The 19746-nt window shown below is 38.8% G+C and carries 18 protein-coding genes; 15 read left to right on the top strand and 3 right to left on the bottom strand.

The genetic code is table 11. The features are described from left to right. The first annotated feature begins 7 nt into the window (after positions 1–7). The 15 genes from pruA (at position 8) to gatB (ending at position 16969) form a co-directional block, all read left to right on the top strand. Positions 8–1555: an L-glutamate gamma-semialdehyde dehydrogenase gene (pruA, locus tag MKY26_RS20405; RefSeq protein ID WP_095370698.1), complete on the top strand. Its 1548-nt coding sequence runs from the start codon at positions 8–10 to the stop codon at positions 1553–1555. A gap of 1161 nt (positions 1556–2716) precedes the next feature. After that, positions 2717–4012, top strand: a complete 1296-nt coding sequence (gene aceA / locus MKY26_RS20410) for an isocitrate lyase (protein WP_095370697.1) — start codon at positions 2717–2719, stop codon at positions 4010–4012. Positions 4013–4239: 227 nt separating this feature from the next. Then, positions 4240–5013: a hypothetical protein gene (locus MKY26_RS20415; protein ID WP_341098458.1), complete on the top strand. Its 774-nt coding sequence runs from the start codon at positions 4240–4242 to the stop codon at positions 5011–5013. A 254-nt stretch (positions 5014–5267) separates the two neighbouring features. Continuing rightward, the gene (locus MKY26_RS20420; protein WP_095370695.1) at positions 5268–5708 is read left to right on the top strand and encodes a YueI family protein; all 441 of its coding nucleotides are present in this window, start codon (positions 5268–5270) and stop codon (positions 5706–5708) included. Positions 5709–5775: 67 nt separating this feature from the next. Further along, complete coding sequence (locus MKY26_RS20425; protein ID WP_233435316.1) at positions 5776–6393, top strand: helix-turn-helix domain-containing protein; 618 nt, start codon at positions 5776–5778, stop codon at positions 6391–6393. Between the two features lie 156 nt (positions 6394–6549). Then, on the top strand, positions 6550–7815 hold the full coding sequence (locus MKY26_RS20430; protein ID WP_095370694.1) for a hydroxymethylglutaryl-CoA reductase, degradative: 1266 nt from the start codon (positions 6550–6552) through the stop codon (positions 7813–7815). A gap of 1 nt (position 7816) precedes the next feature. Then, positions 7817–8281 carry a hypothetical protein gene (locus tag MKY26_RS20435; protein ID WP_233435315.1) on the top strand — a complete coding sequence of 155 codons (465 nt, stop codon included), beginning with the start codon at positions 7817–7819 and terminating at the stop codon, positions 8279–8281. Beyond that, complete coding sequence (locus MKY26_RS20440) at positions 8278–9633, top strand: tripartite tricarboxylate transporter permease (protein WP_095370693.1); 1356 nt, start codon at positions 8278–8280, stop codon at positions 9631–9633. Before MKY26_RS20435 ends, MKY26_RS20440 begins: the two co-directional genes overlap by 4 nt. A 445-nt stretch (positions 9634–10078) precedes the next feature. Next, a complete protein-coding gene (locus MKY26_RS20445) occupies positions 10079–10603 on the top strand; it encodes a GNAT family N-acetyltransferase (protein WP_341054120.1) in 525 nt (174 codons plus the stop codon). Next, complete coding sequence (locus tag MKY26_RS20450; protein WP_095370691.1) at positions 10596–11165, top strand: hypothetical protein; 570 nt, start codon at positions 10596–10598, stop codon at positions 11163–11165. The genes MKY26_RS20445 and MKY26_RS20450 overlap by 8 nt, the downstream gene beginning before the upstream one ends. A 103-nt stretch (positions 11166–11268) precedes the next feature. Next, the gene (locus MKY26_RS20455) at positions 11269–12039 is read left to right on the top strand and encodes a hypothetical protein (RefSeq protein WP_341098461.1); all 771 of its coding nucleotides are present in this window, start codon (positions 11269–11271) and stop codon (positions 12037–12039) included. Positions 12040–12043: 4 nt separating this feature from the next. Then, entirely contained in the window at positions 12044–13294 is a 1251-nt protein-coding gene (locus tag MKY26_RS20460; RefSeq protein WP_341054126.1) for a glycosyltransferase family 2 protein, read from the top strand. A gap of 466 nt (positions 13295–13760) precedes the next feature. After that, a complete protein-coding gene (gatC, locus tag MKY26_RS20465) occupies positions 13761–14051 on the top strand; it encodes an Asp-tRNA(Asn)/Glu-tRNA(Gln) amidotransferase subunit GatC (RefSeq protein ID WP_095370688.1) in 291 nt (96 codons plus the stop codon). 16 nt (positions 14052–14067) lie between these two features. Then, the gene (gatA, locus tag MKY26_RS20470) at positions 14068–15525 is read left to right on the top strand and encodes an Asp-tRNA(Asn)/Glu-tRNA(Gln) amidotransferase subunit GatA (RefSeq protein WP_341098464.1); all 1458 of its coding nucleotides are present in this window, start codon (positions 14068–14070) and stop codon (positions 15523–15525) included. A 16-nt stretch (positions 15526–15541) separates the two neighbouring features. Then, a complete protein-coding gene (gene gatB, locus MKY26_RS20475; protein ID WP_224939000.1) occupies positions 15542–16969 on the top strand; it encodes an Asp-tRNA(Asn)/Glu-tRNA(Gln) amidotransferase subunit GatB in 1428 nt (475 codons plus the stop codon). Between the two features lie 220 nt (positions 16970–17189). Here gatB and MKY26_RS20480 read toward each other — a convergent pair whose 3' ends face one another. The 3 genes from MKY26_RS20480 to MKY26_RS20490 all read right to left on the bottom strand — a co-directional run bounded on the left by MKY26_RS20480 (position 17190) and on the right by MKY26_RS20490 (position 19679). Then, complete coding sequence (locus MKY26_RS20480; RefSeq protein ID WP_341098467.1) at positions 17190–17720, bottom strand: hypothetical protein; 531 nt, start codon at positions 17718–17720, stop codon at positions 17190–17192. 293 nt (positions 17721–18013) lie between these two features. Next, a complete protein-coding gene (gene eutH, locus MKY26_RS20485) occupies positions 18014–19108 on the bottom strand; it encodes an ethanolamine utilization protein EutH (protein ID WP_307315278.1) in 1095 nt (364 codons plus the stop codon). 28 nt (positions 19109–19136) lie between these two features. Then, a complete protein-coding gene (locus MKY26_RS20490) occupies positions 19137–19679 on the bottom strand; it encodes a cupin domain-containing protein (protein WP_095370683.1) in 543 nt (180 codons plus the stop codon). Between the last annotated feature and the right edge of the window lie 67 nt (positions 19680–19746).

Here is a 19746-nt window from a genome sequence, read left to right on the forward strand (position 1 = left end):
TGAAAAAATGGTACAATCTTATAAGCATGAGCCATTTACTGATTTTAGCGTTGAGCAAAACCGTGAAGGGTATTTAAAAGGTTTAGAAACGGTTAAAGGTTATTTAGGTCAAGATTATGATTTATTAATCGATGGAGAACGTATCTCTACTGAAGATAAAATCGTTTCTGTAAACCCAGCGAATAAAGAAGAAATCATTGGTCGCGTTTCAAAAGCGAACCAAGAGCTAGCTGAAAAAGCGATGCAAGCTGCAGTTAAAGCCTTCCAATCATGGAAGAAAGTGAAGCCAGAAACACGTGCAGATGTGTTATTTAAAGCAGCAGCCATCATTCGTAGACGTAAACATGAATTCTCTGCCTTATTGACAAAGGAAGCAGGGAAGCCATGGAATGAAGCAGATGCTGATACAGCTGAAGCGATTGATTTCTTAGAGTATTACGCGCGTCAAATGCTTGCAATTAAAGATGGTGTGCCTGTTAACAGTCGACCAAATGAATTTAATCGTTATGATTATATTCCTCTTGGCGTTGGTATCATCATTTCTCCTTGGAACTTCCCATTAGCGATTATGGCAGGTACAACCGTTGCTGCTATTGTTGCAGGGAATACCGTTCTATTAAAACCCGCTTCTACAACGCCAATTGTGGCTGCGAAATTCGTAGAAGTTATGGAAGAAGCCGGTCTACCAAAAGGTGTACTGAATTTTGTACCAGGAAGTGGCGCAGAAGTAGGTGACTATTTAGTAGATCACAAAGATACGCGTTTCGTATCATTTACAGGATCTCGTGATGTTGGCCTTCGTATTAACGAACGAGCTTCAAAATTAAATGATGGTCAAATCTGGATTAAACGTGTCATTGCTGAAATGGGCGGTAAAGATACCATTGTTGTAGATAAAGAAGCAGATTTAGAGCTTGCTGCTCAATCAATCGTAGCTTCAGCCTTTGGTTTCTCTGGTCAAAAATGTTCTGCATGTTCACGTGCAGTCATCGTTGAAGATGTTTACGACCAAGTGTTAAATCGTGTAATCGAAATTACAAAAGAGAAACAAGCTGGTAATCCGGAAGACACAAGCAACTTTACAGGACCGGTTATTGACCAAGCTGCGTATGATAAAATCATGAGTTATATTGAAATCGGTAAACAAGAAGGAAGATTAGTAGCCGGTGGAGAAGGCGATGACTCTAAAGGTTATTTCATTCAACCAACAGTGTTCGCTGATCTTGACCCAGAAGCTCGTCTCATGAAAGAAGAAATCTTCGGCCCAGTTGTCGGTTTCACAAAAGCAAAAGACTTCGACCATGCAATTGAAGTGGCAAACAACACGGAGTATGGTTTAACGGGTGCTGTTATTACAACCAACCGTGAACATATCCAAAAAGCACGTGAAGATTTCCATGTCGGAAACCTTTACTTCAACCGTGGTTGTACAGGGGCGATTGTCGGTTACCAACCATTCGGAGGGTTCAATATGTCAGGAACAGACTCAAAAGCGGGTGGCCCTGACTACATCATGCTACACATGCAAGCAAAAACAACATCTGAAATGTATTAATCTGTCTAATCAAAGGGTGCTCACCAAAAATACGGTGAGTGCCTTTTTTTATGTACGTACCTTTACCAAATCTACTGGCAAAAGTTGACGTAGTAGTGAGTGGATGACAAACATTACTCGGCAATCCTTAACCAGGATTATGAGTAGAGTTTTACTGAAATCTGGTTGGATAGCGAGTATTAAAGAGTTTGCTCGGATAACATTGTAGGAAAATGGCAAGATAGCGGAGGAAAGCGAGATAGCGATTCCGACCGTAAGAAGCCGGGAAGATAGCTGGGGAAAGTGCGATTGCGCGTGCAACTGTATGGGAAACTGGGAAGATAGCTGGGGAAAGGACGATTGCACGTGCAACTGTATGGGAAACTGGGAAGATAGCTGGGGAAAGGACGATTGCGCGTACAACTGTATTGGAAACGGGAAAGATAGCGTAGGAAAGTGCGATTGCGCGTGCAACTGTATGGGAAACCGGAAAGATAGCGTAGGAAAGTCCGATTGCACGTGCAACTGTGTGGGAAAATGGAAAAGGTAGCTGGGGAAAAGACGATTGCGCGTACAACTGTGTGGGAAACTGGAAAGATAGCGTAGGAAAGTGCGATTGCACGTGCAACTGTGTGGGAAAATGGAAAAGATAGCTGTGGAAAGTGCGATTGCACGTGCAACTGTGTGAGAAAATGGAAAGATAGCGGAACAAAGTGAGATAGCGCGTGCAAATCTGCAGAAACCGGAAAGATACCCGAGCAGAGCGAGTTTACTCATACAAATTGAAAGAAAAATAGCAAAGCAAAAGAGGTTTTCTTCGCTATCCTTAAAGAATCTCCTACAGTCAAAAGAGCAAAACCCTCAAGACTCCTCATTAGCAACTTCAACTCTTCATTAAAATAGAACTAATTCCAAACAAATGAAAGTTTTCTAGTTTGTAATTTTGAATGTTTTTTAATCTGTATTATAACAATCTCAAATTATAATCCCTTTGAAAACATTGGTATATCAATGTTTTGATCGTTGTTGTCGATATTTGTCGAAAATAATATCAGATTATTTTGAATAAAACAGTTCCAATAACGGATTGTCTGTTATATAATACAAATTGTTAAGAGGTTATTGTAATACAACAATAAAGACGGGTTTTTTATTCAAATGATTAAAGGGAGGATTTAACAGATGGCGAATGAAAGAGTTAAACAATTACAAGAGGCTTGGGCAAATGATTCACGTTGGATGGGGATTGAAAGACCTTATTCTGCAGAAGAGGTTATTAAACTAAGAGGATCAATTGATATCGAATATACGCTTGCTCGGAGAGGGGCTGAGAAGTTATGGAAGCTCATTAATGAGGAAGATTTCATAAATGCTTTAGGTGCATTAACAGGCAATCAAGCGGTACAGCAGGTAAAAGCGGGGTTGAAGGCGATTTATTTAAGCGGGTGGCAAGTTGCTGCTGATGCGAACCTTTCTGGACAAATGTACCCAGACCAAAGTTTATATCCAGCGAATAGTGTACCAAATGTAGTGAAACGTATTAATCAAGCACTACAAAGAGCGGATCAAATTCACCATATGGAACAAGATGAATCAATTGATTGGTTTGCGCCAATTGTAGCGGATGCAGAGGCTGGTTTTGGTGGACAGCTGAATGTGTATGAACTCATGAAAGGCATGATTGAGTCAGGTGCAGCTGGGGTCCATTTTGAAGATCAATTATCCTCGGAGAAAAAATGTGGACACCTTGGAGGGAAAGTATTACTTCCTACACAAACGGCAGTGAAAAACTTAATATCTGCTAGATTAGCAGCAGACGTGATGGGTGTACCCACACTAGTCATTGCAAGAACCGATGCGAATGCCGCTGATTTAATTACTAGTGATGTTGATCCATATGATGCCGCTTTTATTACTGGGGATAGAACACCGGAAGGGTTTTACCGGACCAAAGCAGGCTTAGATCAAGCAATTGCAAGAGGACTTGCTTATGCACCATATGCTGATCTTATCTGGTGCGAAACATCAGAGCCAAGCTTAGAAGAAGCAAAAGCATTTGCAGATGCTATTCACGAGAAGTTCCCTGGTAAACTACTAGCGTACAACTGCTCACCTTCATTTAACTGGAAGAAGAAATTGGATCAAGAAACGATTGCTAAATTCCAAGTTGAGTTAGGAAAAATGGGTTACAAATTCCAATTCGTGACATTAGCTGGTTTCCACTCATTAAATCACAGCATGTTTGAACTTGCACTAGGTTATAAGGATCGTGGAATGGCAGCTTACTCTGAACTTCAACAACGTGAATTTACTAGTGAAGCAGATGGTTACACGGCAACAAGACATCAACGTGAAGTAGGAACAGGTTATTTCGACCAAGTTTCCATGACTATTACAGGTGGTACATCATCCACAACCGCACTAAAAGGCTCAACCGAAGAAGAACAGTTTACGAAGGATGAAGAAGTTCAAGTGTAATTTTTTGTATTGCCCTAATAATAACTCCAATTTTTTGCCTCCCTATTTTAGATGGGGAGGTCTTTTTTGTGTAAAGGAGAAGGTGGCTACAAAAGTAATCTAATGCCGTTAGGGCGGAAAGAAATAGGGATTGCGAGTCACACAGAAGGAAAAGTGGAGCTGAGAGAGTAGCAAAAGAGGTTAGCGAGTCACTCAGAAGGAAACCGGAAGTTGAGTGCGTAGCAAAAGTGGTTAGTAAGTCGCTCAAGAGGAAAAGTAGATATGAGCGCGTAGCAAAAGGTGTTAGCGAGTCACTCAAAAGAAAAGCCGGAGCTGAGCGCTTAGCAAAGTGGATTAGCAAGTCACTCAGAAGAAAAAGTGGATATGAGAGAGTAGCAAAAGAGGTTAGCAAGTCACTCAAAAGGAAACCGAAAGTTGAGCGCGTAGCAAAGGTGGTTAGCAAGTCACTCAGAAGGAAAAGTGGATATGAGAGAGAAGCAAAAGTGGTTAGCAAGTCACTCAGAAAGAAAAGAGGAAATGAGCGCGTAGCAAAAGTGGTTAGCAAGTCACTCAGAAAGAAAAGAGGAAATGAGCGCGTAGCAAAAGTGGTTAGTAAGTCGCTCAGAAGGAAAAGAGGAAATGAGCGCGTAGCAAAAGAGGTTAGCGAGTCACTCAGAAGGAAACCGGAAGTTGAGCGCGTAGCAAAAGTGGTTAGCAAGTCACTCAGAAGGAAAAGAGGAAATGAGCGCGTAGCAAAAGTGGTTAGTAAGTCGCTCAAGAGGAAAAGAGGAAATGAGCGCGTAGCAAAAGTGGTTAGCAAGTCACTCAGAAGGAAAAGTAGATATGAGCGCGTAGCAAACGAGGTTAGCAAGTCACTCAGAAGGGAAACCGGAGCTGAGTGCGTAGCAAACGAGGTTAGCGAGTCGCTCAGAAAAAAACCGGAAGCTGAGTGCGCAGCAAACGAGATTAGCAAGTCACTCAAAAGAAAAACCAAACCTGAGTGGACAACGAAATCCAATTAAGCATATTTTCTAGGATGTTTTAGTCCAGTCTAGAATAATTGATAATGTACATTTGTGTTCCTCTCATGACTGATTGTACTACGATTCCAAATCCTCCAAAGAAAAGTAAATAATTACAGATCCACTAATCACCTTTTGCCCAAATTTTCATACGCTTAAGTGAAAGAGTTGAGTTCAAGTCAATGGGCACGTATACTAAAACGAACATATCCATTAATCAAACGTTTGATTGATGAGGTGGAGGTAATAACGGTATGGCTGAGAAGGTTGATGATTATATTACACAAGGAATTTATGGAAAAAAAGAAACGAAGCCAGATGAACGTAGAAAATTTCTGGGCACATTGAGAGAAAGAACCGTTATCGCTTTGACACAGGCGCAAGTAAGGAAACCGGGTATCATGAAAGAAGTAAAAGAAGCGATGACAAAAAATAAACAAGCACGCGTATATTTAAATGGTCATATTGCTTATCGTGACATATCGAAGTATGCCAAACTAGCGTCTGAACAGCATATGTCATTTACCATTGTCACGAACAAGGACTACAACTCGGACCTTGGTCTTGTTCTCGCATATGATTATGCCATTGATCAAGATGACATTTATGTGCAAGAACAAAGTAAGGTTTATAAAGAAGCGAATCAAACTGAGGCTGGATTTAAACAGTGGATGAAAAAAATATTTAGAAAATAAAGGGAGAAAGGTCGTGGGATAACGGCCTTTTTCTAATTCAACTTTGTTGAAAAGAATGAAACTTTATTTGAAACCATCCAAACCTCATTATATAATTTTATTAAAAGATATGAGGGAGAGGTTTCTAATCGAGTTAAGGCAAATAGGTAAGAGAGTTAAGCAAGCTAGATTAAACAAGCAAATGACACAACAAGATTTAGCAGAAAAATGTGGGCTAACGAAAAGTCTAATTTCTAAAATAGAGAATGGTCAAACAGCATCTGCTGTGGCAACTTTGTTAAAAATTTCTAATCAACTAGATATTCCCTTATCTTGGGTGCTTGAAGAAAATGAAAGTAAAAATTTAGTGCTTTCTCCGAGTCAAAGCCGCACGACAAAGGTTGGCAATAAGGAAATGGGCTATCTATATGAAACATTAGCTAATCGATCTCCGTTCAGTAAGATTGATCCAGTTGTTGTGACGGTTTTGGAGGACTCAGCTAAAGAAGGTCCATACACACATTTAGAAGACGAATTTATATACATATTAAAAGGTTCAATTTATCTCTCTTATGATGGAGAAAAATACTTATTACATGAAGGTGATAGTGCGTATTTTGCTGGTACCATTCCACATGTGTTTTTACCAGTAGAAAAAAAGGAAGCAAAAGTATTAACCATTTTTATACAAGCAGATGAAAGATAATAGTAGGGTTTTGGATGATCTTCTCAAGAGATTCCAAAACCCTTTATAATTTTCAGATTTTTTATTTACTTTTACAGAAAGGGGGTGTAATATTTTATTTAATATCATTCAACTTAGTTGAATGATATTAAATAAAAGTACTAAGGAGTGAATGGAATGAATAGTCGTCTATCTGGTTTTCATCGATTTTCGGTTGAGGAGAGACTTCAAATAATATCAGAAGCGTGTCATTTGACAGAGGAAGATAAGGAAATACTTATTGGCAAACAACCCCTTTCTATTAGTACGGCTGATGCCATGATTGAAAATGTGTTAGGTTCAATTTCAATTCCTGTTGGGGTAGCAACGAATTTTAAAATTAATGGTAAGGACACTTTTATACCGATGGCAACTGAAGAGCCTTCCGTAGTCGCTGCCGCAAGTAATGCAGCGAAGGCATCCTATGATAAAGGTGGTTTTTTTGCATCATTAAGTGGATCGGTAATGATTGGTCAGATACAAGTTATAGGTGTTGAAGATCCATATGCTGCAAGATTAAGGGTGTATGATAAGAAATCAGAAATTTTGAAAATATGCAACGAAAAGGATCCAACTCTAGTAGCTATTGGTGGAGGCGCAATAGACATAGAGGTAAAGATTATCCAAACGGTGAATGAGGTTTTACTTGTGGTTCATTTATTAGTAGATACAAAGGATGCAATGGGGGCGAATGCTGTCAATACAATGGCGGAATCAATTGCTCCATTGATAGAGAATATTACTTCAGGAAAAGCGCTTCTTAGAATTATTTCTAACTTGGCTGACAGACGATTAGCTAGAGCTCATGCGGTATTTTCAAAGGATCTACTTGGTGGAGAAGAAGTTGTGCGAAAGATTGTAAACGCTTACGAGTTTGCAGATGCTGATCCTTATCGAGCGGCTACACATAATAAAGGAATTATGAATGGTATATCTGCCGTTGTACTCGCGACTGGGAATGATACAAGGGCAGTTGAGGCCGGCGCCCATGCTTTCGCTGCAGTAACAGGGCAATATCGTTCCCTTACGAAATGGGAAGAAAATCGAGCAGGTGACTTAGTTGGATCTATTGAACTTCCGATGCCTGTTGGCATTATTGGTGGCGCTACAAAGACTCATCCGGTTGCCAAAGTAAATTTAAAAATATTAGATATTCAATCAGCAGAAGAGTTAGCTTGTTGTATTGCATCCGTTGGTTTAGCGCAGAATCTAGCTGCGATGAGAGCTTTAGCAACTGATGGCATTCAAAAAGGTCATATGGCCCTTCATGCAAAAAACTTAGCTGTTATGGCTGGTGCAACAGGGGATGAGATTGGTCGAGTCGTTGCTGAAGCAGTAAAGGAAAAAGATGTAAGGTTTGATCGAATCCTACAATTAACAAAAGAGATACAAGGGAGGATTTAATATGGCTCCTAATTTACATGTGGATAAGGGGAAGCAAAGCATAGAACTAGATAAAATAAATGAAGCACCTAAATATCTTGAAATATTAGGTGATACAGTTTTACCTCGTAATATTATTCTAGCAATTATTATAAGTATCATTCTTAGTTTAAGTGGATACCTTTTAGGGGAAAGATTATTTCCTCTGTTTGCCAGCGAAAAGATGGTATCGTCGTATTCTTTATTGCTTGGTATTGGCGGTAGTGTATTATCACTTGCTTTATGTGCCTTTATATTTAAACCTAGTAGAGTGCTGACAGAAGAAGAAACTTCTCTTGAAAGTATGGAAGAGATTTTTAAAGATATGCAGTTAGATCCAAAGGAAGAATATTTATTAATTGAAGAAGATCCTGTTACGAGAAAAGAAATGGAAGCACTTGGCGTTCTCGATAAGTTTAGGACAATTGGGGAGGACGATAAGAAATGAGTATTCTCCTCATATCTATTTGCTTAGCTTTAATTGGTGCTATTCTATTTTCTTTAATTGGGTTAATCTCTGGAACAGATGAAACGGCTATAATGGTGCCATTTACCTTATTAGTTATCTTGTTAGGAGCTCCCCCGGCAGCTGTGTTTGCCTTTTTTATGGCAGCTGTACTTGCCAAACACTTAACTCATGCCGTTCCTACCGCGTTAATGGGTATTCCGGGAGATACAACTGCTGTCCCATTAATTGATCATGCCTCTGCTTTAAGAAGGCTAGGGATGCCTCATATTGCATTAAGGAAAATGGTATCGGGTGGTGTGATTGGTGCTTTTATCGCCTTACCGACAGCCGTCTTATTAGGACAATTCCTTGGACAATTTGCTGACTTTTTCAAATCAGCTTCAGGATTGATTTTTACGTTAGCGGCCATTTTAATTGCTTTTTTCTCAAAAGGAAAATGGGTAAGTGTTTTGATGATTATCCCGTTAGCTTTTTTTATTAAAAGTTTAGATGTATTAAGTTTTAGCATATTAGATAAGCATTTAACCATTAGTTTCTTTTTAGGAATTGCCATTGGTCCAATGTTTACTGATATTTTGTTTGCACTGTCAGGAAATGCACGACAGACCATTCAAAGAGATCGTCCTAAAGAGTATCATTTGGCACCAGATAATAAATCATGGGCAGGATTTTTTCCTAATCCATTTAAAATACTGACAAAAAGGCAAACGATGCAAACGACTGGTACAAGCTTTATTTCTTCTTTGACATTTGTATTTAGCCCTGTAGGAATGACTTCCTTAATGGGGGAAATTGTGGGTTCGAGATCGAAAGGGATTTATAAAAAATCAACGTCCAGTTTAACCACAATGAATGGAGTCACAGAGTCAACCTATATTGCCGAAGCAATCATTCCTTTAATAGCATTTGGTATTCCGTTGAGTCCTGTTGCATTAGGACCAGCATCGCCGTTATTTAATGCACCACCAGTGTTTACAAGTGATCCGGTTAATAATCTCCATAATTACCTAGATCCTTTAGATTTTCTTTTATATGGAGCGATTGGTCTTATCATTGCCACTCTAATTGCTTATCCGTTTTCAATGAATTACGCGAGAAAGGCAACCGTTTTGGTCATGCGCTTTATTAGTCAAGAGGCAATCGTTGCTATGTTTATTGGTTTAGCCTGTTTATTGGCTTTTCACGAAGCAGGATTAGTCGGTATCGTACTCACCTTTACAATGGCTGCAATTGGGGGGCTTTTGAATAAAATCCTCGGAATTGGTTCAGGCGTTCAGTTTATGGTATTTTATGCATCAGCCTGGTTAATTAGTGTTTTATTTGGTTTTTAAGAAAGGATTTTTTTATGAAAATGAAGAAATGGATAGAAAGTCGGGAGAGGGGACCGTATGCATACGGTCTCTTTTTAATGGTGATAAGAAAATGTCTCCGTCAGCAAAAAGTGAGGAGCCAGATTGCGGATATGGCTGAAGGGATGCTGTCAATTAGGCTAAAACGAGTAAATGCCTGCTGATTACATACAAATAAGAGATCCTTTTCAAGCGAATGAGGATGAAATGGATGCTTCCAATTATTTTTCTAATGTAATTCATTCGTTTTTAATATCTAGATAAGTTAAATGTTTTTAAAACCGATGAGAAAACTTTACACTTAGTTGTACATGAAGATAGTACTGAATTGTTAGAAGATAATTTTGTTGTGACCGTACAAGTGGTTTAGAGGAAGCGTTACAACTTTGGTATAGGTTTGCAAAAGTGGTAGAAAGGAAGAAAATGAATGGAAACGAGAATTTTTCATATTCGTAAAGCGACAGTGATGGATGCGGAACAATTATCTCAGTTAAGGTTGATTGTGGACGGTGAGACGGATAGCTTTGACAGGGAACGAGGAGAAGATTTTTTAAGTACGGCAGATTTTGAAGAGATGATACGATCTGAGTCAGTTGAAAAGAATAGTATATTTTTAGTAGCAGAAGTCAAAGGTCACCTTGTGGGTTTCCTAAGAGCTAAAGGGGGCAAATTAAAGAGGACTTCACATCGATTGGAGTTTGGTGTTGCTGTGAAAAAACAATATTGGGGACAATCTATAGGAAAAAGTCTTATTCAAGTAATGTTGCAATGGGCAGATCAAAAAGGGATTAGAAAAGTAACGCTGCAAGTATTAGAAACAAATAAAAAGGCGATTGCACTGTATGAACGACTTGGTTTTATCGTAGAAGGAGAATTAAAGGATGATAAAAAAATAGGCGATATCTATTATTCTACGATCTTAATGGGGCGGAGGAATGAGAGTAATGGATAAAAGGACGTTACTTACGGAAAATTTTTTAAAAAAGGTTATTCAAGGAAAGCGAGTGGGTGATTTCTACCCTTTTATACAAGGTGGTGATACCGAGATGGAACAATACATCTCCCATTTGGTAGGAGAGATAGGTGGATTAAAAGGGTTGTTGTATGAAGCAGATTTTGACCATTATGGCAGTGGATTTGCCTCGTATGTTAGTGTGTTTCTCTGGAAAAAGGAAGAGGAAGAAGTATTAGCAAATGGTGAAGTATCTATGAAGGGTTTATGGTTATATATTTCAAGGTTAGCGCCGGTAGTTATTATGGGTAAAGGTGAAATGACGAGACATGGTAGTAGTGGAAGTAGCGACTTTTTAGCAAGTCATACTGTGTGTGAATGGCCATCTGAGACATGGAGTAAACAAATTTGGGCAATAAAAAAAATCGTAGAAGCATATCATTATGTTATTTTGACAAAAGCAGATGTAGATCAGTATTTAGATTTTCAGATAGACATCCCAACAATACTCAGTGAACCGCCATACAAAGTCTTTGACGCGCATTTTTATTGGGAAGATTGATTAACTGTTGTGAAATAAAAGTTTACCAAAGATTATGCAATGAAAATCGTAAGACAATCGAGTATGATGAGAGAAGTTTGAGTTTGATCACGGAGGCTATGGGATGATTATTCGGAAAGCTAACTTCTCTTTATTATTGTTTCTCTTTATGATAGGAAATTTCTTATTATTTGCGATCGCCATTCACTCCTCATCTCTTGAGGTCTTTTTTTTCCATTGGGCAGTTCTACTAGCTAGTGTTATGGTTATACTTTTCCTTTCACCAAAATGGTCTTATATAGTTATAAGTGCACTCACTGTGTTATATGGTTTTCTATTATGTTATTTCAGTTATTTACAAACGGTTTTTAATCAGATGCAATTGATTTCTTTATTTATATCTTATGTATTATCTGTTGTCCCTCTCCTTTTTATCAGGCATAGCTTTTTAAGTATGGACATCCGCATGAAAGAATTATTAGCGGAAACGGTTGCTTTAAGAAAATATATGGACTCAGACGGGCTAATGCTTACAAAACAGGAGTTTTATGAACGTAGCAAAATAACATTGCGGGGAATGAATAGAAGGAATGAAACAGGTTTCCTATTAAAGGTATCTGTTTTAAGTAATGGAGTGACGCAAAAAGCTTGGCAAGGCTTAGTACAAAATGTAATAGAAGAAACCATTCGGAGTGATTTCGATTTCTTTATGAGTGAGGGTGCGTCTTTCATTATTTTCTTGCAAAATACGAATGAAGAAGGCGTCATTAAATTTCAAAACAGACTATTAAGTAATTTACGTCTGCAAATGAACATGATTCAGCCACCTATCCAATTTCGCGATTATGCTATAGTCGATTTTGACGAGGTCTATCAGATGTTGCTGGAGGAGTAGTCGAATGTTTAAGGTTGTGTTACTCTTGATTATGGCTTTCTTTTGGTTTTTGCTTTTTTATTATTCGATTTTATTAGTCTCTGGTGTTTTGCATTATAAAAGGGAAAGAGAAAGAAAGCGTAAACCTCTTTTGAAATATCCTTCTGTTGCTATTTTAATCCCTGCTCATAATGAAGGGTTAATTCTTGAGGATACGCTGAATGTTATGATGAAATTAAGGTATCCTGGTCATCTTGATGTATTCTTATTAGACGACCAGTCGATAGATCAAACAGCGGCAGTGGCTAGAAGTTTTGCAGAAAACTTTTCGCGTATTCACTATATTAAGGTCCCGCCTGGCGAACCTAAGGGAAAGTCGAGAGTGCTTAATTATGGATTGAGTATTAGCCAATCTGATTATTTTCTTGTGTACGATGCGGATAATCAGCCAGACTCGGATGCTGTGACAAAGCTAGTAGAAATAGCAGAACAAACAGAGAATGCAGCCGGAGCTGTCGGAGTAGTTCGTACCCTTAATCAAAATAAAAATTTGCTCACGCGGATGATTTCAATAGAGTTTCAAGTATTTCAATTGACAATGCAAAGCGGTAGGTGGAAATTGTTTAACCTTGGCTCTTTACCGGGAACTAATATGCTTTTAAGACGTTCTGTCATTGAAGAGCTAGAGGGGTATGACCCGTATGCACTTGCGGAAGATGCAGAGTTGACGATACGAATTACCCAGAAGGGATACGTATTACCGATTGTTCCATATGCACAAACGTGGGAACAGGAACCAGAGAATCTTCAAACCTTTTTAAAACAAAGAACAAGATGGCTCATTGGTAATCTTTATTTACTAGAGAAGAGCTTCAAGGATATTCATTTTTGGAAAGGTAAAACTTTCTTCCATAGTTTGCAACATCTTTTAACCTATTTTGTATTTATATTTTTCTTAATTACTTCAAATGTTATTTTTGTCGGTAGCTTATTCGGTATTAATTTTCCCGAAATGACCGCCCCTTTATTGATGATTTGGTTAATGAGTTATGTGGTATACTCCATCCAAATTATAAGCAGTTTAGCAGTAAATCAACAGCTCTCGCTAACAAGCCTATTTGTTGGGGCAATTATGTATTTTACGTATGCCCAACTATTCGTCATCTTACTTATTCGCGCGTTTGCGATTTATCTTTATCATCGTGTGAGAGGCTTAACGATTGGATGGGATAAAACAACACGCTTTAAAGCAGACGAGAAAGATGAAGCAGCATAAAATGGCTTCATCTTTTTTATATGGATGTGGTTCACTTTTATTGTCGAGTTGTGGTAGAGATAAATGCTTGGGGCCTGATAAGAATTACTGGTTGCAAATGAAGACGCAGAGGTGAGTGCGTCCAAGGGGGAATTGTTGGTCACATGTAATGAATCAGAATTATTGAAGAAAATCTTGGTTTTCTGATGGTTCTTCAACCCTATGAACCACTCATCCCTACTTTGCCATTGATCTTACTCTATAGCTAACTAAACTACAAACTACGTAATCCTTCCCCTCTATCTGGAAGTTCTTTGACCCCTTTATCAAAAATCAATTTCTATTATTTGTCCATTAGGCGATCTATTGAACTCGTGGTAAAATAAAGGGTGGTGAAAACGATCAGATCTTCATGTTGCTTTAACGCGTGAAAGTTTGATATGATCAATATAATTGTGTATTTTTATTTGAATTTGGAGGTGTCTATATGTCTAGAATTACAATTGATGAGGTTAAGCATGTGGCGAACCTAGCGAGATTAGCGATTACGGAAGAAGAAGCAGAGCAATTCCAACATCAGCTAGATGCAATTATCTCGTTTGCCGAAGAGTTAAACGAGTTAGATACCGATCATGTGGAACCGACTTCCCATGTGTTGGATATGAACAATGTATTACGTGAAGATGAGGCAACAAAAGGACTGCCGCAAGAGGAAGTTCTGAAGAATGCACCTGATTCACAAGGCGGCTATATTAAAGTGCCGTCAATCATGGATTAGTTGGAGGGGAAACATTTTGAGTTTATTTGATCATAAAGTGTCTGAGCTTCATGAGCTTTTACATAAAAAAGAGATTTCAGCGACTGATTTAGTCGACGCATCTTATAAAAGAATTGCTGAAGTAGATGACAAAGTAAAAGCCTTCTTAACATTAGATGAAGAGCATGCACGTCAAGTAGCAAAAGAAATCGATGGTAAATTGGGAACGGACGAACAAAAAGGTCAGTTATTCGGGATGCCAATCGGTGTCAAAGATAACTTAGTCACAAAAGGTTTAAGAACAACTTGTGCGAGTCAAATATTAGATAATTTTGATCCAATCTATGATGCAACGGTTGTTTCGAAATTAAAAGAAGCAGAAGCCATTACGATCGGTAAATTAAACATGGATGAGTTCGCTATGGGATCTTCAAATGAAAACTCAAGTTACAGAGCGACACGTAATCCATGGAATATCGAAACGGTTCCTGGTGGTTCGTCTGGTGGATCAGCTGCAGCGGTTGCGGCAGGAGAAGTATTATTTTCACTAGGATCAGATACGGGTGGTTCGATTCGTCAGCCAGCATCTTTCTGTGGGGTTGTTGGGCTTAAACCTACATATGGTCGTGTATCTCGCTTTGGTTTAGTGGCGTTTGCTTCATCTCTTGACCAAGTGGGACCAATTACACGTACAGTTGAAGATAATGCGTATCTTTTACAGGCGGTATCTGGCGTTGATCCAATGGATTCTACTTCAGCTAATGTGAGTGTACCGAATTTTGCTGAAGGCTTAACCGGTGATGTGAAAGGATTGAAAATCGCTGTTCCGAAAGAATATTTAGGCGAAGGTGTGCAAGAAGATGTCAAACAATCGGTGCTTGCTTCCCTTAAAGTATTAGAAAAATTAGGAGCAACATGGGAAGAGGTTTCCCTTCCGCATTCTAAATATGCACTTGCAGCCTATTATTTACTTTCTTCTTCTGAAGCTTCAGCTAACTTAGCACGATTTGACGGTGTACGTTACGGTTACCGTACTGAAAATCCAGAGAACTTAATTGACCTTTATAAAAAGTCTCGTTCTGAAGGATTTGGTGATGAGGTAAAACGCCGTATTATGCTTGGTACATTTGCCCTGAGCTCAGGTTATTATGATGCGTATTATAAAAAGGCGCAAAAGGTTCGTACACTAATTAAACAAGATTTTGAAAACGTCTTTGAAAAGTATGATGTAATTATCGGACCAACAACGCCAACACCGGCATTCAAAATCGGTGAGAAAACGAAAGACCCATTAACAATGTATGCGAACGATATTTTAACCATTCCTGTGAACCTTGCTGGTGTACCAGGTATTTCTGTACCTTGTGGATTCTCAGAAGGGTTACCATTAGGGTTGCAAATTATCGGTAAGCACTTTGATGAAAGCACGGTTTATCGTGTTGCCCATGCATTTGAGCAAGCAACTGATTTCCATAAACAAAAACCGGAGCTGTAAGGGGGGACAAGGAATAATGGAATTTGAAACAGTCATCGGACTTGAAGTCCACGTTGAATTAAAAACAGATTCAAAAATTTTCTCTGCGAGTCCGAACCATTTCGGTGCAGAGCCAAATACAAACACAACTGTTGTTGACCTTGGTTACCCAGGTGTACTGCCAGTAGTCAACAAAAAAGCAGTTGAATACGGGATGAAGGCATCTATGGCCCTAAACTGTGAGATTGCACCAGTGACGAAATTCGATCGTAAAAACTATTTCTATCCGGACAATCCAAAGGCCTATCAGATTTCTCAATTCGACAAACCGGTTGGAGAACATGGCTGGATTGAGATTGAAGTAGATGGCTATAAGAAAAAAATCGGGATTACGCGTATTCATCTAGAAGAAGATGCGGGTAAACTAACACATGGCAAAGGGTATTCTTTAGTCGATTATAACCGTCAAGGAACACCTTTAATTGAGATTGTCTCTGAGCCGGATATACGCACACCAAATGAAGCCTATGCGTATTTAGAGAAGCTAAAATCAATCGTACAATATACTGGTGTTTCTGATTGTAAGATGGAAGAAGGTTCCTTACGTTGTGATGCCAATATTTCATTACGACCTGTCGGCCAGGAGGAATTTGGTACAAAAACAGAACTGAAAAACTTAAACTCTTTTAACTTTGTTCGTAAAGGATTAGAGTACGAAGAGAAGCGCCAAGCAGAAGTCCTTCGTGAGGGTGGTGTCATTGAACAAGAGACACGCCGTTTTGATGAAGCTACTGGGAAAACATTGTTGATGCGTGTGAAGGAAGGTTCTGACGATTATCGTTACTTCCCAGAGCCGGATTTATTAGATATTGTGATTGATGAAGATTGGAAAGCCCGTATTCGTGCGGAAATTCCTGAACTACCAGATGCACGTAAAACACGTTATATCGATACGTTCGGCTTACCTGCCTATGATGCAGGTGTCCTTACCGTAACAAAGGAAACAGCGGATTTCTTTGAGGCGACTGTTGCAGCGGGAGCAGAGCCGAAACAAGCTTCAAACTGGATCATGGGTGAGGTATCAGCCTATCTTAATGCAGAAGGGCTCGAACTCCATGAAACAAAGCTAACAGCAGAAGGGTTAGCAGGAATGATTGCGTTAATTGAAGATGGAACGATTTCTTCAAAAATTGCTAAAACTGTTTTCAAAGAATTAATTGAGAATGGTGGAGAAGCAAAGAAAATCGTTGAAGATAAAGGATTAGTGCAAATTTCAGATGAATCAGCGCTACTCGCTATCGTTACTGAAATCCTTGATAATAACCCACAATCCATTGATGATTTCAAAAATGGGAAGAAAAAAGCAGTCGGCTTCCTTGTTGGTCAAATGATGAAAGCAACAAAAGGACAAGCGAATCCACAAATCGTAAATAAATTATTAATGCAGGAAATACAAAAGCGTTAATCAAAAAAATCCGGACAATTGTTCGGATTTTTTCGTTTAGTAATGGCAATGCAATAAAGTTGATTAATTTAATAAAGTCATTACATTTTGTATAAATGGTGCCAGAAACTGAAATGAAAAGAGTAATTTTAACGGATAGAAATTTTGTACAGCTCAATAGCAGGAGTTTGGGAGTCAAAAGATGGAATCGCTTGAGATATAAGCAAATAGAGAATCTATACTAAAGAAAGGGTAGCTGCCAAATAAGTAGTGTAATCAAGGGAATCGCGACTGATAAAAGAGTCGCTGTTAAATAAGTAGGGCAACCAAGAGAATCGCGACTGATAAAAGGATTCCCTGCTATATAAGTAGCGTAACCCGGAGAATCGCGACTAAAAAAAGGATTCCTTGTTATATAAGTAGCGTACCCAAGAGAATCGCGACTAAAAAAATGATTCGTTGACATATAAGTAGCGTAACCTGGAGAATCGCGACTTAAAAAAGGATTCCGTGCTATATAAGTAGCGTAACCCGGAGAATCGCGACTGATAAAAGGATTCTTTGCTACATAAGTAGCGAAACTAAGAGAGTCGCGACTAAAAAAAGGCTCCCACGCCATATAAGTAGCGTAACCTGGAGAATCGCGACTTAAAAAAGGATTCCGTGCTATATAAGTAGCGTAACCCGGAGAATCGCGACTAAAAAAAGGCTCCCACGCCATATAAGTAGCATAACCCGAAGAATCGCGACTGATAAAAGGCTCCCACGCCATATAAGTAGCACAACCCGAAGAATCGCGACTAAAAAAGGCTCCCAAGCCATATAAGTAACACAACCAAGAGAACCGCTACAAATAAAGGCTCTCCTGTCATACAAGCACTGCAAAAAAAAGAAAACACATGCTAACATAAACTGATCTTCAACGATAATCTATCCAAAACGAACAACTCAGTTGTATTTACTACCATTATCAACACCAGAAATTACTATTAATCCCCGTCTCTATACAAATATGAAAATTCCCCTAGCACTTAAGTTTATCATCAGTTGAGAGGATGACGCGCTTTAGCGAAATGTATGCTGCTTCTTCAGGTCCCTACTTACAATCATTGCTAATAAAACGGCACTAATGCCTGCCACTAACTTGCCAATAATCATGGCAAATACGACTTCTTTCTGAATACCGGCAACAAAGGCTAAATGACTTCCTAGAACAAAGGCTCCGCTTACAGCAAAAGCAACATTAACGACCTTGCCTCTCGGTTCCATATCTTTTAGCATGATCAACATGGGAATATTATGAGCGAGTGAAGCAATCAACCCAGCTGTTGATTTATCACTTAGTTTTAACCAAGATCCCACCTTACTGAGTGGTTTCCTGAAATATTTCGAAATAAAAGCTACTAAAGGAAAAGCGCCCGCTAAGAAAATAGCAATCGAACCGACTGTTTGAACCCCTTCCTCAATTGGCGTTAAATGGGGGATCAGTGTTAGGTCTGTTAATGTTTCAAATATAATCGCTGTAAGACCAATAATTGCAATGATTTCAATGAATTTACCGAAGATGGCAAATCCTCGAATCATGTTCTCAGGCTTTTTCCATAATCCCCAAGCAATTAGCAAAGAGAATACAATGGTAGGAATCAAGTTTTTGATAATCATAAAAAACGGCAATCCAGCAACTAGGCCTCCAGCTAAACAACCAAAAGGTACAGTAATAAGTCCCACTAGAATACCCCTCGCAAAATAAGGTTGGTCTTCTTTTTCTATGAGTCCTAAGGCAACAGGGATTGTAAATACGATAGTCGGTCCCATCATAGTGCCAAGGAAGACCCAAGCGAAAAGTTCTGAATCCGCACTAATGGACATCTCAGTGGCTAGGGAATAGCCCCCCATATCAATGGCGAGAATAGTATTGGCGAACGCTGCTGGGTCAGCGCCTACGAATTCATAAACGGGAGAAATCACAGGTGTTAAAATGGCTGCTATGACGGGTGCTAAAGAAATAATCCCAATCATAGATAACGCGAGGGAGCCCATCGTCATCATTCCTGCAGTGAATCGCTCACCTAGTCCTAATTTATTCCCGCATATTTTATCAAGTGCACCGACACAAAGGAAAGCGGCAACAATAAAAATAATCAAATCATTTATGCTCATCTTGTTTCTCCATTCGAAATGATGTTTATTAGAAAATTGCAGGGGTTGTAATTGAAATAATGATTGTTTCTTGATTGAGTGGGTTTTCCCACATATGAGGTACGGTTGATGGAAAATGTATGGTTTCTCCTTCGTTTAGATGATATTCCTCATCCTCCACTCTCACAATAAGTGCCCCCTGTAATATATAGAAAAACTCTTCACCTGGGTGCCTTACCAGTTCAACATCTTTTTGTCGAGGTTTTAACTTTACGATGAATGGTTCCAATTTCCGTTCAGGAAAATGACCACTTAGTTTAATAAATGTAGAGTCCGAGCTTTCCATTTTAAATGGTCGTTGGTGCTCTTTTTTCATCACATAATGAAAATCATCATCTTCTTCAAAGAAATGAATCATTTTAACCCCAAAAGCATCAGCAATCCTTTTTAAAGAAGTGATAGCTAATGAAGAGGTACCTCTTTCAATTTGTGATAAAAAACTAACAGATAGCTCCGTTTTCTCACTTAGTTCTTTCAATGTCATGCCTTGCTCGTACCGAAGTTGTTTAATCTTCTTATATATATCATCCATTGAGGTGACATCCTTTCTTTTTTTGCTTTTTTATCTTATCATGTTTTATACAGTAATAGTATAATAA

This window comes from Cytobacillus sp. FSL R7-0680 (assembly GCF_038009245.1).
Lineage (GTDB): Bacteria > Bacillota > Bacilli > Bacillales > Cytobacillaceae > Cytobacillus > Cytobacillus kochii.

What these genes read in the sequence shown, in the direction of transcription:
- MKY26_RS20480 (WP_341098467.1), bottom strand. Translation starts at nt 17,720, where the DNA reads ATGGCGTGGGAGCCTTTTATCAGTCGCGATTCTTCGGGTTATGCTACT.
- gatB (WP_224939000.1), top strand. Translation starts at nt 15,542, where the DNA reads ATGGAATTTGAAACAGTCATCGGACTTGAAGTCCACGTTGAATTAAAA.
- MKY26_RS20440 (WP_095370693.1), top strand. Translation starts at nt 8,278, where the DNA reads ATGAGTATTCTCCTCATATCTATTTGCTTAGCTTTAATTGGTGCTATT.
- MKY26_RS20450 (WP_095370691.1), top strand. Translation starts at nt 10,596, where the DNA reads ATGGATAAAAGGACGTTACTTACGGAAAATTTTTTAAAAAAGGTTATT.
- MKY26_RS20455 (WP_341098461.1), top strand. Translation starts at nt 11,269, where the DNA reads ATGATTATTCGGAAAGCTAACTTCTCTTTATTATTGTTTCTCTTTATG.
- pruA (WP_095370698.1), top strand. Translation starts at nt 8, where the DNA reads ATGGTACAATCTTATAAGCATGAGCCATTTACTGATTTTAGCGTTGAG.
- gatC (WP_095370688.1), top strand. Translation starts at nt 13,761, where the DNA reads ATGTCTAGAATTACAATTGATGAGGTTAAGCATGTGGCGAACCTAGCG.
- MKY26_RS20420 (WP_095370695.1), top strand. Translation starts at nt 5,268, where the DNA reads ATGGCTGAGAAGGTTGATGATTATATTACACAAGGAATTTATGGAAAA.
- MKY26_RS20435 (WP_233435315.1), top strand. Translation starts at nt 7,817, where the DNA reads ATGGCTCCTAATTTACATGTGGATAAGGGGAAGCAAAGCATAGAACTA.
- MKY26_RS20445 (WP_341054120.1), top strand. Translation starts at nt 10,079, where the DNA reads ATGGAAACGAGAATTTTTCATATTCGTAAAGCGACAGTGATGGATGCG.
- aceA (WP_095370697.1), top strand. Translation starts at nt 2,717, where the DNA reads ATGGCGAATGAAAGAGTTAAACAATTACAAGAGGCTTGGGCAAATGAT.
- eutH (WP_307315278.1), bottom strand. Translation starts at nt 19,108, where the DNA reads ATGAGCATAAATGATTTGATTATTTTTATTGTTGCCGCTTTCCTTTGT.
- MKY26_RS20490 (WP_095370683.1), bottom strand. Translation starts at nt 19,679, where the DNA reads ATGGATGATATATATAAGAAGATTAAACAACTTCGGTACGAGCAAGGC.
- MKY26_RS20430 (WP_095370694.1), top strand. Translation starts at nt 6,550, where the DNA reads ATGAATAGTCGTCTATCTGGTTTTCATCGATTTTCGGTTGAGGAGAGA.
- MKY26_RS20460 (WP_341054126.1), top strand. Translation starts at nt 12,044, where the DNA reads ATGTTTAAGGTTGTGTTACTCTTGATTATGGCTTTCTTTTGGTTTTTG.